Raw genomic sequence first — 16,186 nt, 5'->3', positions numbered from 1 at the left:
GGGTAAAAGTTACACCCACCCCCCGGCCCCCTCCCTTCCAAAACCTTTTCTTCCGATCTGCATGCAGGTCCCCGTCTTCGGATGAAGGACCGCCAGACGAGAGGAGCCCGGTCAAGAACTGACCGGGCTCCTCTCGTCTGGACATCCTTTGAGCAGGGGACAAAGGTGTCCCGCAGTCATCCTCCTGCCCCCTGGACTGTCAGCTCTCCACTATTCCCGAAGGGGATGGACATACACGCAGTGGATAGAACAGAGCCTGCCCGCTCCCCCAGCCTGCCAATACAAAAGCGCCCGGTCGTTGTGGCCGGGCGCTTTTTATGCCTGAGCAAGACAACTCGTGCCGTCCTCCTCCATGCTCTCCGGGGGACTGGCCATCTTTTTCCCGCCTGTGGCGTTACGCCACCTGCCGGGGACCAGAGCAAAAGTTTTGGGAAGGGAGAGGGGAGCATGAGGGGAGAGGGAGGACCCTTTTCCAAAAGGGTCTCCCTCTCCCCTCAGCAAACGTTTTCTTCAACCATCCTGCCTAGGACTTTTTGAGCATGATATCCAGGATGACCTTGTCGGCCTCCTTCATGCCCGTGGAGCCCAGACGGCCCAAGTTGGCGATGCAGACTTCGATATCGTCATCGGTGATGCCTTCGTTGCCGGGCACCACGGAGCCGTCCAGGGCCAGCATGACGGCCTGGATGCCCGCGCCCACGGCGGTGGCCACCTTGAGGGCGCAGCTGCTCTTGGCGCCGTCGCAGATCATGCCGGCCACGTTGCCCACCATGTTGCGGATGGTGCGTTCCATGACCGCCAGATCGCCGTCCAGCAGCAGGGCGATGCCGCAGCCGGCGGCCGTGGCGGCCACCATGGCGCCGCAATGGGCCGACAAGCGACCCAGATGATGCTTGATGTGGATGGAGGTGAGATGGCTCATCATCAGGGCACGGGCCAGATCCTCGTTGCTGCTTTCCTGCCGGATGGCGCAGGCCACCACGGGCATGGTGCAGGTGATGCCCTGATTGCCGCTGCCCGAATTACTCATGACGGGCATCATGACCCCGGCCATGCGGGCGTCGGCCGCGGCGGCGGTCAGACGGATGGCGAAGGTCGGCAGGTCATCGGAAAGGATGTGCTTGCGCACCCGGGCATCCATGGATTTGCCCACGCCCAGACCGTACTGGCTGGAAAGGCCTTCCTCGGCCACCTGACGGTTCATGCGCGCGGCTTCAAGGATGAAGCTGATCTCTTCCAGCGGCGCGGTGGTGGCGAATTCGTAGACCCGGGCCAGGGTCAGGGGCCAGTCGGCGGGCGCAGCTTCGTTGGCTTCCGCAGGCATATGGTCTTCCACCAGGGCGCCGTCCTGCCAGACACGGGTGATGTTGTCATGGCTGTCACGCAGCTCGGCGGCGGCGCTGTGCCCGTCGGCATGGGCCGTGACCAGGCAGTACAGCAGCAGGTCGTTGTCCGGCAGGTGCAGTTCCACGGCATCGGCAGCCACCATGGCCCGGGCGGCTTCGGCCTGCGCGGGATCGAGCGAGGCCAGGCACTCCAGGCCAAGGGCGCTCTTCCCGCCCAGGGCACCGGCAGCGGCGGCGATGGCCAGGCCCATCTCGCCCGTGCCGGGGACCATGACGCCCATGCCGTTCTTGAGCAGATTGGCGCTGACGGCCACGTCCAGGCGTTCCGGCTTCCGGCCCAGCGCCTCGGCGGCACGGGCCGCGGTCAGCGCCACGGCGATGGGTTCGGTGCAGCCCAGGGCGGGCACCACTTCCTGATGCAGCAGGGCCAGGATGGCCTGCCTGTCGGCAAGAGACAGACTCATGCATTCTCCGGGCCTGAGGCCCACGATGTAGAAGGTTGGAGCAAGGAACGGGAGACAAGCTCCCGGAAATAGCGGGCAGATACCCTTTTCGGCAACGGCACGACGCGGACAGCGGGGCGCACTTTCGGCGGACACCCGTTCAGGAATCCCGGCAAGACAGGGGACGCACGGGCTCCCACGAAGGGGAAAGGACTGCCGAAGAGGGCACAACAAGACGGGAAAGGCCCGGAGACAGGGGCCGGAGCGTACCTGCCGCCGGGCCCCTCCCCGTCAAACGATCGAAACTGAAACGGCTAGACCTTTTCCGCCGGGGCCACGTCCTGCAACGGCCCAAGCTCGCCATTGCGGTTGAACAGGCCTTCCAGCATCAGGGTCAGGGCGCCGTCGCCGGTCACGTTGCAGGCCGTGCCGAAGCTGTCCTGCAGGGCAAAGATGGCGATGAGCAGAGCCACACCATTGGGGTCGAAGCCCAGCACGCCGGTCACGATACCCAGCGAGGCCACCACGGTACCACCGGGCACGCCGGGGGCGCCCACGGCAAAGATGCCCAGCAGCACGCAGAAGAGCAGCATGGTGCCCACGGAAGGCAGGGAACCGTACAGCATCAGGCTGATGGTCATGACGAAGAAGGTCTCGGTCAGCACGGAACCGCACAGATGCACGGTGGCGCCCAGGGGCACCATGAATTCCACCATGGTGCGGCTGAGGACGGAGGACTTGCGGGCGCATTCCAGGGCCACGGGCAGGGTGGCGGCACTGGACATGGTGCCCACGGCGGTCAGATAGGCAGGCGCGTAATGACGGAATACCTGCGAGGGATTGCGGCCGGACAGGGCGCCGCCGATGCCGTAGAGCACGGCCAGCCAGATGAAGTGGCCCACGATGACGATGAGCACCATCATGATGAACACGGGCAGGTGGCGGCTGAGGGAGCCCTCATAGGCCAGGCCCAGGAAGGACAGGCCCACGAAGAAAGGCAGGATGGGGATCATGATGCGGTTGACCAGGGCGGTCATGATGCGTTCCATCTCGCAGAAGATCTTGCCCAGGGTCTCGGACTTGGTCCAGACGATGGCCACGCCCATGGTCAGGGCCAGCACCAGGGCGCTCATGACGCTGAACAGCGGCGGGATGTCCAGACGGAAGACCATCTCGGGCAGGGAGCGCAGGGTCTCGGTGCTGGTGGCGATGGAGAGGTTGGGGATGATGCAGTAACCGGAGATCATGGAGAACAGGGCCGCGCCCAGCGAGGAGACGTAGGCCAGGGCCACGGCCACCAGCAGGATCTTGCTGGCGTTCTGGCCCAGACGCACGATGGCGGGGGTGATGAAGCCCACAATGACCAGGGGCACCAGGAAGAAGATGATCTGGCCGAAGATATGGCGCAGGGAGACCACCACGTCCATGACGTGCTTCAGGGAGCCTTCGGCGTTCTCGCCGATGTACAGACCAAGCAGGGCGCCAATAATGATGCCGCCCAACAGTTTGAGAATAAGGGAAAAATCGCCGACCTTAGCAGCCATCCTGCACCTCCGGGGGGTTAAGATACGCAAACCATAGACACCGTGGCTAACGTAGCGCAGGCCAGAGGCTTTTGCAATGTGCCGTGCCGCATGGCCTGCTTTCCCCGACAAAAAAAGGAGGCCTGCAAAGCAGACCTCCTGTGGATTCCTTAACTAGAAAAAGACGATGCCCTAGCGGGGACGGGGACCGTCAGGCCGATGATCGGGCCGCGGGCCGCCGGGACGCGGGCCGGGGCGGGGACCATCATGGCGCGGGCCGCGACCGTCATGGATGCCGGGGCGGGGACCGGGACGGTCACCGGGGCGATGATAGCCCGGGCGCGGACCGTCGGGGCGAGGACCGGGACGGTGATACCCCGGACGAGGGCCGGGGCGGTCACCGGGACGGTGATAGCCGGGACGGGGGCCAGGACGGTCGCCGGGGCGATGGTACCCGGGACGAGGTCCGGGAGGGGGCCCCTTTTTGTAATGCCCCTTGGGACGGGGCTTGTCCTTGTACCAGCCTTCATGGCGGCCGTTGTCGTTGCGGGCCACCAGGGTCCCGGGCAATACGCCCATGTGATCCACATGATCCGCGACCACGGGCATCCCGTCAGCGACATGCTGCGCGGCCTGTCCTTCATCCGCAAAAGCGAACGTAGCCATACAGGCCAGGGCCAGAGCCGGCAGCAACAGACGAAAGTTCTTTGCGCTCATGGCAAAACTCCTTGCGAGTCGGGGACTGCCCGTTGCGGGCAGATTTGCCCCACATTTCCCGCATAGCATTCCCGCAGGAACGGAGCAAGGCTAAATATTTTTACAGGTAGCGGAAAAAGTTTTCATTTTCTCCCAAAGCGCAATGCCGGGGCCCCCAGTCCGAGGGCCGCCGCCTGACGGGCTACGGCGTCGGCCTCAGGCCGGACATACACCCTGCCTTCCAATTCGTATTCCTTGGCGGGCAGGCTGGCCCCGCCACAGGCACAGGTGGTGGCCCTGCGGGGCAGCACCAGGCGTTGCAGCAGCTGGCGCCGCAGGCCCAGGGTATGCGTATGCCGCAGGACGGCCCGGGCCACATTCTCCGTATCGGCAGGACGGCAGAGCACCCGCAGCAGACCCGCGGGACGGTTCTTCTTGCCCGTGCCCGGCAGCCACAGCACGTCCAGCACCTCGGCGGCAGCGGCCAGCTGCTCCAGGGCCGTGCCCAGCTCCTCGCCGGTCAGATGGTCGAGATGGCATTCCAGCTGCATCACGTCTTCCTCGCCCCCCTGGCCGTGATCGGCCTGCAGGGGCTCCCGGGCCTCCACGAGCCAGGCCCGCAGGCCGGTGGGTGCCGGACGCGCGCCGTAGCCCGTGCCCATGGCCAGCAGACGCCCTGCCGGGCCTTCCACGAATTCGTCCACCAGCACACGGGCCAGGGCCGCGCCGGTGGGGGTCACCAGCTCCGTCTTCGCCTCGGTGGGGTACACGGGCAGGCCGCGCATGAGGTTGGCCGTGGCGGGCGCGGGCAGGGGGATCTCGCCATGGGCGCAGGTGATGCTGCCCCCGAACCAGGGCAGCGCACAGGCCGTCACCCGCTCCACACCCAGCTGGTCCAGCGCCCAGCAGGCGCCCAGGATGTCCACCAGAGTGTCCACGGCGCCCACTTCATGGAAATGCACCTCTTCAGGCGCGATGCCGTGGGCCTCGGCTTCGGCCAGGGTCAGGGCCTCCAGCACGGCCAGGGCTTTGTGACGTACCCTGTCGGCCACAGGCACGGCGGCAAAAATGGCGGCGATGTCCGCCGGGTGCCGCAGGGGCTGGCCCTCCGCCTCCCAGCTGACCTCCACCCGGCAGCCGGGACCGCCGCCCCGCTCTTCCTGCCAGACCTCCAGACGGCAGGCCACGCCCGCCTGTGCCAGCAGGCCCGGCAGAGGGGAAAGGTCCACGCCAAGATGGGCAAGGGAGGCCAGGGTCATGTCCCCGCTCATGCCGTGACTGCAATCAAGGAAAAGATGCTGCATCTGATAATGACTCCGTCATGAAAATCCGCGCTGCCACTTTTGCCTACAGACTTGTTTGTGGGCGCAGCTTGGTATATGGTGAGAGGACAGGACAGAAAAGGGAACCTTCCCGCCCGCGGTATGCCGCAGGGTCTCTGTTCAACAGGAGGATCCATGCTCGTAGAAAATTGGATGGCTACCAACGTCATTGCCGTCAAGCCCGACACGTCCCTGCTGAAGTGCCGCAACCTGCTCAAGGAACACCAGATCCGCCGCCTGCCCGTGGTCGATGACCAGAACCGGGTGGTAGGTATCATCTCCGACAGAGACGTCAAGGGCGCGTCGCCCTCCAAGGCCACGGCGCTGGAAGTGCATGAAATGCAATACCTTCTGGCAGAACTCAAGGCCAAGGACATTATGACCGCCAAGCCGGTCACTATCAAGCCCTGGGACAGCGTGGAACAGGCGGCCATCATCATGATGGACAAAAAGTTCGGCGGTCTGCCCGTGGTCTCCGAAGACAACAAGCTGGTGGGCATCATCACCGACCAGGACATCTTCAAGCTGCTGATCAACATCACCGGTGCCCGAGTGGAAGGCATGCAGTTCGCCTTCGAACTGCCCGATACCCCCGGCAGCATGCGCGTGATCTTCGATACCATGCGCAAGCACAATGCCCGCATCATTTCGGTGCTGTCCTCTTATATGGAAGACAACAAGCGCCAGATCTACGTCCGTATCCGCAGCATGGAAGAATCGGCTGTCGAAGCCCTCGTCAAGGATCTGGAAGCGACCGGCACGCTGCTGCTGGCTGCTCCCTATGACGTGTAGCTGACCGCCTCCCTGAAGGAAACAGCAGACGCAAATCTTCGTATATGCGTAGGTTTTGACGGTTTTTTCAGGGCTTGCCAAGATTATTTTTTTGTGGCAAAAGAAGTGTGCATTTGCGATTGCAGAGCTTTCGCAATCAATGGGGAATGAGCCGAACATCATATGCTTCGGCTGTCTGGCTCGGGCCGCAAGGCCCGAATAGAGCAAACGTCCAAGGAGGACACGCATGGCTGAAATTAGCTTTCAGGGCAAAACCTTCGAAGTTGATGAAGACGGCTTCCTGCTCCGTTTCGACGACTGGTGCCCGGAATGGATGGAATTCGTGAAGGAATCCGAAGGTATCGCCGAAATCACCGCTGACCATCAGAAGATCCTGGACTTCCTGCAGGACTACTACAAGAAGAACGGTATCGCTCCCATGGTCCGCATTCTGTCCAAGAACACCGGCTACAAGCTGAAAGAAGTGTACGAACTGTTCCCCTCCGGCCCCGGCAAAGGCGCCTGCAAAATGGCTGGCCTGCCCAAGCCCACCGGCTGCGTGTAGTTCTCAGCATTGCTTGAAAGGCGGGGCTTCGTCCCGCCTTTTCCCTTTCAGGCGTCCCCTCTCGCAGGCGGACGCCTTTTTCTTTCCCGGCCCGCGGCGCCCCGCGCCCTCCCTTTACGCGCAGACAAAAAAACGGTATCCGCCTTGCCATGAACGTAAAAAAAGTCTTCCTCTGGTCCTTCGGTCTGCTGTTCACGCTGGGCATCCTTGGCTGTGCCGCCGTGGCCGGCCTGTTCTACTGGGCCTCGCGCGACCTGCCCGACCTGGAACGCCTTACCGGATATGAAGCCCCGCAGGCCACGGTCATCCTGGCCCGTGACGGCTCCACCATCGGCACCCTTGCCACGGAAAAACGCTACAGCATCACCCTCAAGGAGATGTCTCCCTGGCTGCCCATGTCCTTCCTGGCCGCGGAAGACGATTCCTTCTACCAGCATCATGGCGTCGATCCCGTGGCCATCGTGCGTGCCTTCATCTACAACCTGCGCAACAAGGCCTCCGGCGGCGGCCAGCAGGGCGGCAGCACCATCACCCAGCAGATCATCAAGCAGCTCCTGCTGAGTTCGGAACGCAGCTATACCCGAAAGATGAAGGAAGCCATCCTGGCCTACCGGCTGGAGCACACCGTCAGCAAGGACGACATCCTCCAGACCTACCTCAACTATATCTATCTGGGACAGCACTCCTACGGCGTGGAAGCCGCGGCCCGTACCTATTTCGGCAAGCACGCTTCCGACATCACCCTGGCCGAGAGCGCCGTCATCGCCGGTCTGCCCCAGGCCCCCAGCCGCTACAATCCCTTCCGGCATCCCGAGGCCGCCAAGGCCCGCCAGATGTACGTCCTTGGCCGTCTGCGCACCCTCAAGTGGATCACCGAGGAACAGTACCAGCAGGCCATCAACGAGCCCCTGGTCTACTGGAGCATGCCTGAGAACCGAGGCGGGGCCTCCAAATGGTATTTTGAAGAAGCCCGCCGCCTGCTGGTGGAATTCTTCACCGAAGAGAACCTGCGCACCCTAGGTATCGATACCCTGAAGAGCGGCGAGGAATACGTCTACACCGCGGGCCTCACCGTGCGCACCGCCATGGACCCCGTGCAGCAGGATGCCGCAGGCGCTGCCCTGCGCCGCGGTCTGGAAGAACTGGACAAGCGCCAGGGCTGGCGCGGCCCGGTCAAGAAGCTCTCCCCCGCGGAGGTGACCGAGTTCCGCGAAAAGAGCACCTTCGCCCCCGCCGACCTCATGGGCAAGGCCTGGGTGCAGGCCGTGGTCACGGCCGTGGACGCCAAGGGCGCCCGCGTCCTGCTGGGCAAGGGCTACACCGGCTACATCCCCGTGGCCAACATGTCCTGGGCCCGTACCCCCAACCGCAAGATCTCCGGCTGGGGGGCTCCCGCCGTGCGTGACGCCCGCAAGGTGCTGAACGTCAACGACCTGATCATGGTCTCGGCCGCGCCCGTGACCGTCCAGGCCGAAGGCGGCAAAAAGGGCAAGGCCGCCACCAAGACCGTGGACTTCGATCCCGCCACGGCCTCGCCGCAAAAGCCCATCACCCTGCTCCTCCAGCAGGAGCCGCTGGTGCAGGGCGCTCTGGCTTCCGTAGAGACCCAGAGCGGCGACGTGGTGGCCCTCATCGGCGGCTACCAGTTCGGCGACAGCCACTTCAACCGTGCTACCCAGGCCCGGCGTCAGCCCGGTTCCAGCTTCAAGCCCGTGGTCTACTCCACGGCCCTGGACTTCGGCTTCACGCCCACGTCCTCGGTGCTGGACGGCCCCTTCGTCTACGTGAACCCCTACACCAACGAAGTCTGGCGCCCCGGTAACTACGAAAAGAACTTCCGCGGCATCATGCCGCTCTATGAGGCCCTGACCCTTTCCCGCAACACCTGCACCGTGCGCCTGGCCCACAAGGTGGGCATCAGCAACGTCATCCAGCGCGCCAAGATGCTGGGCCTCGAACCCCACTTCCCGCAGGAACTGTCCATCAGCCTCGGTGCCGTGGCGGTCTCGCCCCTCAACCTGACGCAGGCCTATGCCGCCTTCGCCAACCAGGGCCTGGGCGTGCGCCCGCGCATCATCACCTCCATCACCGACAACAACGGCCGCGAGCTCTACCGGCAGGACATCCAGCACTGGCAGGCCCTCACCCCGCAGAACGCCTACCAGATGGCCACCCTGCTCAAGAACGTGGTCAACTCCGGCACCGGCAGCCGCGCCCGTGTGGACGGCCACGTCATCGCCGGCAAGACCGGCACCAGCAACGACGAGAACGACGCTTGGTTCGTGGGCTTCTCGCCCTCTCTGGTCACGGGCGTCTATGTGGGCTTCGACCAGCTCCAGTCCCTGGGCAAGCAGGAACAGGGCGGGCGTACCGCGGCCCCCATCTTCCGCTATTACCGCAGCCAGATCGAAGACCTGTACAACGACCAGCCCCAGGACTTCACCATGCCGCCCGGCATCACCATGCAGGACGGTCTGGCCTTCCAGGGCGTGCCCGGCCCCGGCCTCTCGGCCATCGACAACGCCAGCGAGGACCCGGCCACAGGCAGCAGTACCCCGGAGACTCCCGATACCTCCGGTGGCGGTGAAGACCTCATGCGGCAGATGTTCTAGCTCCTGAAACAGGGCCGTCCCCACAGGGGACAGCTTCTGAAAAACAGACACACGCACACTGCGGGGCCTCCTTCCGACGGATGGAGGCCCCGCCTGATGTCCCCGAAGCCTCCGCAGCACGGGCTGCGGGCGCTGCCACATAGTACAGATCGCCCTGCCCTGCCCCTTCGCGGACGGGCAGGCCCGGACCATAACGAAAGGCCCCGGCCGCCCGGCAGTTCCTGCCCTGCGGCGCCCCTTTCCGGGCAGTGCCCGCGCCCTGCCCCGACCCACTCCAACCACAAGGAAACACATGATCCCCTACGGCTCTCTGGTGGTCTACGTCACCCCCAACAAGGACCGGCGCTACATCAAGCGCCTTGAGGAAGGTCAGGACTGGCACAGCAACGACGGCGTCCTCAGCGCCGAAGCCGTACACGCCGCCAACTTCGGCAGCGAAGTGCGCACCAGTCTGGATATCCCCATCCGTGTGCTGGAAGCCACCCTGCACGACCGTCTCAAGGGCCTGAAGCGCCAGACCCAGATCATCTATCCCAAGGATATCGCCTACATCTGCCTGCGCCTCGGCGCCGGTCCCGGCCGTACCATCATCGAGGCCGGTTGCGGTTCCGGTGGCCTGACCACCGGTCTTTCCTGGTTCTGCGGCCCCACCGGCCGCGTCGTCAGCCACGAGGCCCGCGAAGAATTCATGAAGCTGGCCCGCCGCAACCTCGAATGGGCCGGCGTGGGCGATAATGTGGAGATCATCCACCGCGACATCGCCGACGGTTTCTGCATCGACAACGCCGACGCCCTCTTCCTCGACGTGCGCACCCCCTGGGAATACCTCGACCACGCCGTCAAAGCCGTGAAGCCCGGCGCCATGTTCGGCTTCCTCGTGCCCACCGTGGACCAGGTCAGCAAGCTGCTCATGGGTCTGGAAAAGGGTCCCTTCGCCGATATCGAAGTCTGCGAGATCCTCATGCGCAACTGGAAGCCTGTGGCTGACCGCCTGCGCCCCGAAGACCGCATGAACGCCCATACCGGCTTCCTCATCTTCTGCCGCCATCAGGAGCGCAGCGCCGACTTCGAATACAGCCGCCCCCTGGGTACCCGTCAGCGCAAGCAGGAAGCCGCCCGTCAGGCCCGCCTTGCCGAAAGCGGCGCCAATCCCTACGACGACAACGAGACCGCCGGCGACGACGAATAGTTGTCCGCAACGCTTTTTTGAACGAGAGGGGGGAGGGACGTTTTTTGTAAAAACTGTCCCTCCCCCCTCTCGCGCTCTCCCCCCACCCTGAAAAAACTTTCCTTTGGTCAAGATGGCAGGTCCCCGTCGTTGCCTTACAGACAAAAACTGTTAAATTTACTCTTATAACACTAAGTCCTCATCAAATATAGTTATATCTATTTGAAATACTTTAAAATTTACATTTAAAAAACTTTTCTATAAAATATGCAAATACTAATTATGGAGGTATCTCATGCTAAAACATATCGCATCCGTGTTAGGTATCTTATATTTTGTTATAGGATTTCAATCCATTGCATATCCTTTTTTCACTCCACATGAAATTTCTTTAGTAAAAGAAACCAAAGTGATAGAGGACCCTACATTAACCTACGAAAATCTTTTTTCTACATATGAATTCTGTCAAAATGGAACATGGTACCTAAAAAAAGATAGCCGTGGGAGAGCTTTTGTAATTTTTGAAGCTAACTATTTAAATAAAGCTTTCGTTCAAGACTACATTTTAGAACTAGACAAAACAAATATCAATTTGTCAAATCATATTGACAAAATCAGTAAAACAATACCCAATCTTGAAGCAAAATTAATTTCTATTTTTTCTTTAGATGCTTCCCAAAAGCATATAATAAATATGAGCACATATTTGTCCATAAACGGCGTAAAAAAAGAACTCAGTTCAATATCATTTCTCATTAAAAACAATCCAATCAATATTTATAACTATTTAGATTTAAAAAGAAAAATAGAATTTTACACTTTAAAATATATATTCTCAAATATTATAAAATTACAAAATAAATACACCCTAAATACAGCATTTAAAAACGGCCCTATAGTCATTAGCAAGGTAAAAAATGTAGATTTTGATGTAACTTCTGATAATATAACTATTTATGTTGAAGATATCCTCTCCAATTTAACAGCCGAAGAAGTTAGCCCATATAATACACCAGCGACTGTTTCCGACCGTTATTTATCAAACATCCTTGATAAAAATGCGGTCAAATTTTATGAGAAGCATATAACACCATATATATTTGAAAAAAATATCCTTTCAGTTCTTATATTTAAATCAACAAAAAATAAATGCAACCTTTCTATCTTCTTCACAAATAAAGATACTTTGTCAATAAAAATTGATTACCCAGAGAATTTTTTTATTGCAACTGAGACGCTCAAGAAAAAGAAAGAGCTTAAATATATAACAGAATTTCTCCCTAAACATGTAATAGGAAAAACGCTAGAAGGATATGTAAGATATAGAAACAGCGGAGGTTGTACAGTTTTTAAAATTATAGATGATAATCATGACCTTACGACAGATGAACTACTCTCCGAAGTCCCTGAAAGTAGCTTAAAATGCATAAAAGATATTCCTGAAAGTACGAAAACAAAATTTCATGCTCTTTTCTGGGAAAATCCTGATGGCACATTAACTATTACAGATTATAGTTCATTAAAATGTATTACTACTGAATAGCTACTTATAATTTTGCAAAATTAAATTCTTAGATTTTTCATTTATACGTTCTTGCCAACGGAGACCGGCAGCCAGCGACCAGGCCGTCGCCCCTCCCGCCACTGCCATCCTTCAAAATAAAAGTTTTTGGAAAGGATGGGGGGATGCAAGGGGGGAAGGGAGAACCTTTTTCCAAAAAGGTTTCCCTTCCCCCCTGCAAACAACCAGCCCCCGCCTATACCTTGAAAAAGCGCAGTCGCAGCGCGTTGCTGACGACCGAAAAGGACGACAGGGCCATGGCGGTACCGGCAATCATGGGCGAGAGCATGGGCCCGCCGAAAACATGCAGCAGCCCGGCGGCCACGGGCAGGCCCAGCAGGTTGTAGCCAAAGGCCCAGCCCAGGTTCTGGCGGATGTTGCGCATGGTAGCGCGGGAAAGGGCCAGAGCGGTGAGCACGGCCTCCATGCCGCCGCGCATGAGCACGATATCCCCGGCTTCGGCGCTCACGTCCACACCGCTGCCCACGGCCATGCCCACGTCGGCTACGGCCAGGGCCGGGGCGTCATTGATGCCGTCGCCCACCATGGCCACCAGCAGGCCTTCGGCCTGGAGTTGGCGGATGCGCTCGGCCTTTTCGGCGGGCAGCAGTCCGGCGGCCACATCGGCGTCATCCAGACCGGCCTGCCGGGCCACGGCCCGGGCGGTGCGTTCGTTGTCCCCGGTGAGCATGACCACCCGGATGCCCATCTCGTACAGACGGGCCACCACCGCAGCGGATTCGGGACGCAGGGCGTCGGCCAGCGAGAGGATGCCCGCTATCTGGAGGTCGTCCCACTGCCAGCGGGCGCTGTCGTCATCACCGGCACCGGCAAGGGCGGCACGGGCCGGAGCCAGCGCCAGCAGCAGCGGCGTCTGCCCGGCCTCGGCCAGTGTGGCCAGCCGTTCCAGCACAGCGGTATCGGGAGCGATGCGGTTCTGCTCCATGAAAGCGACATTGCCCAGGGCCACGCGCCAGGCCGTACCGTCCAGCGTCACCACACCGGCGATGCCCAGGCCGGGCGCCACGTCCACGGCATCCACCGGGCAGGCGGGGCAGCCGCGTTCCTTGCCCGCGGCCACCAGGGCCAGGGCCAGCGGATGTTCGGAGCGAGCCTCCAGTGCGGCGGCCAGAGTGACGAGGGCCTGCTCATCCTGGGCGGCAAGGGGGATGACACCGGTCAGCACGGGCTTGCCGGTGGTCAGGGTCCCGGTCTTGTCCACGGCGATGGCCCGGACGTGACCGGCCTGCTCCAGAGCCGCACCGTTCTTGATGAGCACGCCCAACTGGGCACCGCGACCGGTACCCACCATGATGGACATGGGCGTGGCCAGGCCCATGGCGCAGGGGCAGGCCATGACCAGCACAGCCACGAAGACCGTGACGGCCACGGTGGCGGGCTCGTCACAGAAGACCAGCCAGGCCAGCCCGGCCAGCGTGGCGATGCCCATGACCGCGGGCACGAAATAGAAACTCACCCGGTCGGCCAGTCGGGCGATGGGGGCCTTGCTGCCCTGGGCCTCGCGCACCAGACGGATGATGCGGGCCAGACGGGTGTCCTGCCCCACATGTTCGGCGGTCATGGTCAGGGCGCCTTCACCGTTGACGCTCCCGGCCACGAGGCTGTCGCCGGGGCCCACGGCCACGGGAATGGATTCCCCGGTCAGCAGGGAAAGGTCCACGGCGCTCTTGCCGCCGGTCACGCTGCCGTCCACGGGGATGCGGGCACCGGGACGGATGACCAGGGTATCGCCGGGCATGACCTCGGCCAGCGGGATCTCGCGGCTCCGGCCGTCAGCTTCCAGACGCAGGGCCGTTTCCGGCGTCAGGCGCAGCAGCGCGCCCATGGCGTCCCCGGCCTTGCGCTTGGCCGTGGCCTCCAGGAACTGGCCCAGCTCGATCATGGTCAGCAGCACGGCCACGGATTCATAATACAGGTTCATGGCCCGCAGCTGGGGGTCGCTGCCCGCAAGGCCCAGCAGGGTCGTCCACAGGCTGTAGAGCAGGGCCGAGCCCGTACCCACGGCTACCAGACTGTCCATGGTGGGGGCCTTGTGGGCCAGAGCCAGCAGACCTTCACGGTAAAAATGGCGGCCCAGCCAGACCACGGGCAGGGTCAGGGCCAGCTGCGCCAGCATGAAGGTACGGGGCGCGTGGTGCGGATCGAGCCAGGCGGGCAGGGGCATGCCCAGCATATGCCCCATGGAGAGGATGAGCAGGGGCACGGCAAAGACCAGCATGGGGCCCAGACGCCCCAGACGCACGCGCCGGTCTTTCTCGTCCTGTCGGCGTTTTTTCTCGTACTGGACGGCCACGTCCTCTTCCTGTGACGGCACGGCACTGAAGCCCATGCCCGCCACGCGTTCCATGATCAGGGGCACCGTCTCGCTTTCCGTGCCCGGCTTGAGCCAGATCTGCGCCTTGGCCGTGGCCAGGTTGACCGCGATGCGCTCCACGTTCTCCATGCGCCCCACCACGCGCTCGATGCGCGAGGAGCAGGCGGCGCAATGCATGCCGCCGATATCAAAACGCAAGGGACCTGCCTTTCGCGTTTCCATAAAACCTCCTGCCTGCCGGTGGTCTTGACGCTCCGTTCCGGCAGTATTATTCCTGATGGTGCTCCCATTGAAAATGAAAATCAATATGTGGGAACACAGCAAGGAGTGTCGCATGAAGATCCTCAAAGTCAACGGCATGCGTTGCGGCCATTGCAAAGCCGCTGTGGAAGAAGCCGCCGCCAAGATCCCCGGCGTGAGCAACCCCGTGGTGGACCTGGACGCCAAGGAACTGCGCTACGAAGAAAGCGCTCCGGTCGATGAGGCCGCCCTGCGTCAGGCCATCTTCGACATCGGCTTCGATCCCCAATAACCCCCACGACCGCCACATCTTTTTCAGGCCGCGCATGCGGCCTTTTTTTGTCCCCAAACGGCAGTCGCTTTTCCCTTAGAAAATATCTTATGAAATATTTTCTAATTTATTCCAATGATTCTACACGCATAGAACAACAAGCGTTCCCTACTTGCCGTGATGGCACAAAAGCCGTAATAACGAAGAGTTTTATTGTCCGCAGATCGTCAGGAGAGAACATGCGACACACCATCACTGTGGCCGGTGGCGGCAGCTGGGGCACGGCCCTGGCGCATCTGCTGGCAGTCCGCGGGCACAGGACGCGCCTGTGGCTGCGCGATGCCGCCGTGGCCGAGGCCATCAATACCAGGCACGAGAACCCGCGCTACCTGCCGGGGCTCGCCCTGCATCCCGACCTGGAGGCCGGGACGGGGCCGGAACTGCTGGGTACAGAGCTCCTTCTGCTGGCCATCCCCTGCCAGCAGCTGCGCGGCTGGCTCCACGCCATGCGGGAGCATCTGCACGCCGAGCCCGTGCTCATCAATGCCGCCAAGGGGCTGGAGCTGGGCACGCTTTCCCCGTGCAGCCGCATCGTGGCGGAAGAGCTGGCAGGCAGGCCGTTCCACTACGCCATGCTTTCCGGACCGTCCTTCGCGGCCGAAGTGGTGCGCGACCAGCCCACGGCCGTGGTGCTGGCCACGGCGGAAGAAGCCCTGGGCTGCCGTCTGCGTGAGCTTTTTTCCTGCGCCACCTTCCGTTGCTACTCCAGCACCGACGTGCTGGGCGTGGAGCTGGGCGGCGCGCTGAAGAACGTCATGGCCATTGCGGCCGGCGTCTGCGACGGGCTGGGGCTGGGCCACAACAGCCGGGCTGCCCTGCTGACGCGCGGCCTGGCCGAGATGAGCCGTATCGGCGAGGCCTGCGGGGCGCAGGCGGCCACCTTCATGGGCCTTTCCGGCCTGGGCGACCTGGCACTGACCTGCACGGGCGACCTTTCCCGCAACCGGCAGGTAGGCCTGCGCCTGGGACAGGGGGAGAGCCTGGAGCACATCACCTCCAGCCTGGGCATGGTGGCCGAGGGGGTCAAGACCACCTCGGCGGTCTACGACCTGGCCCGGCGGCTGGGTGTGGAGACGCCGGTGACCGATACCGTCCAGGGCCTGCTGCACGGGGGCGAATCCCCCCGCGAAGCGGTCATGCGTCTGATGACGAGGACTTTGCGCCAGGAATGACAAGCAAGCCAAAAAGAGGCTTGCACCAGTCAGGAATGTCGCGTATCTTTTGGCTAATCGTGAAAAAAATTTTTTTCACGAGGATATCCCGCCGGAAGGGC

General features: G+C 61.5%; 12 protein-coding genes. 7 read left to right on the top strand and 5 right to left on the bottom strand.

From position 1 onward, the window contains the following. Positions 1-523: 523 nt before the first annotated feature. The 4 genes from ACQRBR_RS11960 to ACQRBR_RS11945 form a co-directional block, all read right to left on the bottom strand. A complete protein-coding gene (locus ACQRBR_RS11960; RefSeq protein WP_204625534.1) occupies positions 524-1,810 on the bottom strand; it encodes a serine dehydratase subunit alpha family protein in 1,287 nt (428 codons plus the stop codon). Between the two features lie 293 nt (positions 1,811-2,103). Next, positions 2,104-3,333 carry a dicarboxylate/amino acid:cation symporter gene (locus ACQRBR_RS11955; RefSeq protein WP_204625533.1) on the bottom strand — a complete coding sequence of 410 codons (1,230 nt, stop codon included), beginning with the start codon at positions 3,331-3,333 and terminating at the stop codon, positions 2,104-2,106. Positions 3,334-3,504: 171 nt separating this feature from the next. Then, the gene (locus tag ACQRBR_RS11950; protein WP_168936164.1) at positions 3,505-4,029 is read right to left on the bottom strand and encodes a hypothetical protein; all 525 of its coding nucleotides are present in this window, start codon (positions 4,027-4,029) and stop codon (positions 3,505-3,507) included. A 122-nt stretch (positions 4,030-4,151) separates the two neighbouring features. Continuing rightward, complete coding sequence (locus ACQRBR_RS11945; RefSeq protein ID WP_427813044.1) at positions 4,152-5,312, bottom strand: LarC family nickel insertion protein; 1,161 nt, start codon at positions 5,310-5,312, stop codon at positions 4,152-4,154. Between the two features lie 153 nt (positions 5,313-5,465). Here ACQRBR_RS11945 and ACQRBR_RS11940 point away from each other — a divergent pair, with 153 nt between their 5' ends. The 5 genes from ACQRBR_RS11940 (at position 5,466) to ACQRBR_RS11920 (ending at position 11,989) form a co-directional block, all read left to right on the top strand. Continuing rightward, positions 5,466-6,122 carry a CBS and ACT domain-containing protein gene (locus tag ACQRBR_RS11940; protein ID WP_168936173.1) on the top strand — a complete coding sequence of 219 codons (657 nt, stop codon included), beginning with the start codon at positions 5,466-5,468 and terminating at the stop codon, positions 6,120-6,122. Positions 6,123-6,348: 226 nt separating this feature from the next. Continuing rightward, positions 6,349-6,666 (top strand): TusE/DsrC/DsvC family sulfur relay protein, encoded by a 318-nt coding sequence (locus tag ACQRBR_RS11935; protein WP_006007905.1) that lies wholly within the window; start codon positions 6,349-6,351, stop codon positions 6,664-6,666. 149 nt (positions 6,667-6,815) lie between these two features. Continuing rightward, entirely contained in the window at positions 6,816-9,278 is a 2,463-nt protein-coding gene (locus ACQRBR_RS11930; RefSeq protein ID WP_168936174.1) for a penicillin-binding protein 1A, read from the top strand. A gap of 292 nt (positions 9,279-9,570) precedes the next feature. Continuing rightward, positions 9,571-10,467 carry a tRNA (adenine-N1)-methyltransferase gene (locus ACQRBR_RS11925; protein WP_427813043.1) on the top strand — a complete coding sequence of 299 codons (897 nt, stop codon included), beginning with the start codon at positions 9,571-9,573 and terminating at the stop codon, positions 10,465-10,467. A 274-nt stretch (positions 10,468-10,741) separates the two neighbouring features. Continuing rightward, a complete protein-coding gene (locus tag ACQRBR_RS11920; protein WP_427813042.1) occupies positions 10,742-11,989 on the top strand; it encodes a hypothetical protein in 1,248 nt (415 codons plus the stop codon). A 214-nt stretch (positions 11,990-12,203) separates the two neighbouring features. Here ACQRBR_RS11920 and ACQRBR_RS11915 read toward each other — a convergent pair whose 3' ends face one another. Beyond that, positions 12,204-14,564 (bottom strand): heavy metal translocating P-type ATPase, encoded by a 2,361-nt coding sequence (locus ACQRBR_RS11915; RefSeq protein ID WP_427813041.1) that lies wholly within the window; start codon positions 14,562-14,564, stop codon positions 12,204-12,206. Between the two features lie 112 nt (positions 14,565-14,676). Here ACQRBR_RS11915 and ACQRBR_RS11910 point away from each other — a divergent pair, with 112 nt between their 5' ends. Both ACQRBR_RS11910 and ACQRBR_RS11905 read left to right on the top strand, forming a co-directional pair. Continuing rightward, complete coding sequence (locus tag ACQRBR_RS11910) at positions 14,677-14,874, top strand: heavy-metal-associated domain-containing protein (protein WP_040369785.1); 198 nt, start codon at positions 14,677-14,679, stop codon at positions 14,872-14,874. A gap of 218 nt (positions 14,875-15,092) precedes the next feature. Further along, the gene (locus ACQRBR_RS11905) at positions 15,093-16,085 is read left to right on the top strand and encodes an NAD(P)H-dependent glycerol-3-phosphate dehydrogenase (protein WP_303880950.1); all 993 of its coding nucleotides are present in this window, start codon (positions 15,093-15,095) and stop codon (positions 16,083-16,085) included. Positions 16,086-16,186 lie beyond the last annotated feature (101 nt).

It is taken from the genome of Desulfovibrio sp. SGI.133 (assembly GCF_050313955.1).
Taxonomy (GTDB): Bacteria; Desulfobacterota; Desulfovibrionia; order Desulfovibrionales; family Desulfovibrionaceae; genus Desulfovibrio.
This window is presented reverse-complemented; position numbering and strand designations above follow the sequence as displayed.

Coding starts and splice junctions, on each gene's coding strand:
- ACQRBR_RS11960 (WP_204625534.1), bottom strand. CDS start 1,810: ATGAGTCTGTCTCTTGCCGACAGGCAGGCCATCCTGGCCCTGCTGCAT.
- ACQRBR_RS11955 (WP_204625533.1), bottom strand. CDS start 3,333: ATGGCTGCTAAGGTCGGCGATTTTTCCCTTATTCTCAAACTGTTGGGC.
- ACQRBR_RS11950 (WP_168936164.1), bottom strand. CDS start 4,029: ATGAGCGCAAAGAACTTTCGTCTGTTGCTGCCGGCTCTGGCCCTGGCC.
- ACQRBR_RS11945 (WP_427813044.1), bottom strand. CDS start 5,312: ATGCAGCATCTTTTCCTTGATTGCAGTCACGGCATGAGCGGGGACATG.
- ACQRBR_RS11940 (WP_168936173.1), top strand. CDS start 5,466: ATGCTCGTAGAAAATTGGATGGCTACCAACGTCATTGCCGTCAAGCCC.
- ACQRBR_RS11935 (WP_006007905.1), top strand. CDS start 6,349: ATGGCTGAAATTAGCTTTCAGGGCAAAACCTTCGAAGTTGATGAAGAC.
- ACQRBR_RS11930 (WP_168936174.1), top strand. CDS start 6,816: ATGAACGTAAAAAAAGTCTTCCTCTGGTCCTTCGGTCTGCTGTTCACG.
- ACQRBR_RS11925 (WP_427813043.1), top strand. CDS start 9,571: ATGATCCCCTACGGCTCTCTGGTGGTCTACGTCACCCCCAACAAGGAC.
- ACQRBR_RS11920 (WP_427813042.1), top strand. CDS start 10,742: ATGCTAAAACATATCGCATCCGTGTTAGGTATCTTATATTTTGTTATA.
- ACQRBR_RS11915 (WP_427813041.1), bottom strand. CDS start 14,564: ATGGAAACGCGAAAGGCAGGTCCCTTGCGTTTTGATATCGGCGGCATG.
- ACQRBR_RS11910 (WP_040369785.1), top strand. CDS start 14,677: ATGAAGATCCTCAAAGTCAACGGCATGCGTTGCGGCCATTGCAAAGCC.
- ACQRBR_RS11905 (WP_303880950.1), top strand. CDS start 15,093: ATGCGACACACCATCACTGTGGCCGGTGGCGGCAGCTGGGGCACGGCC.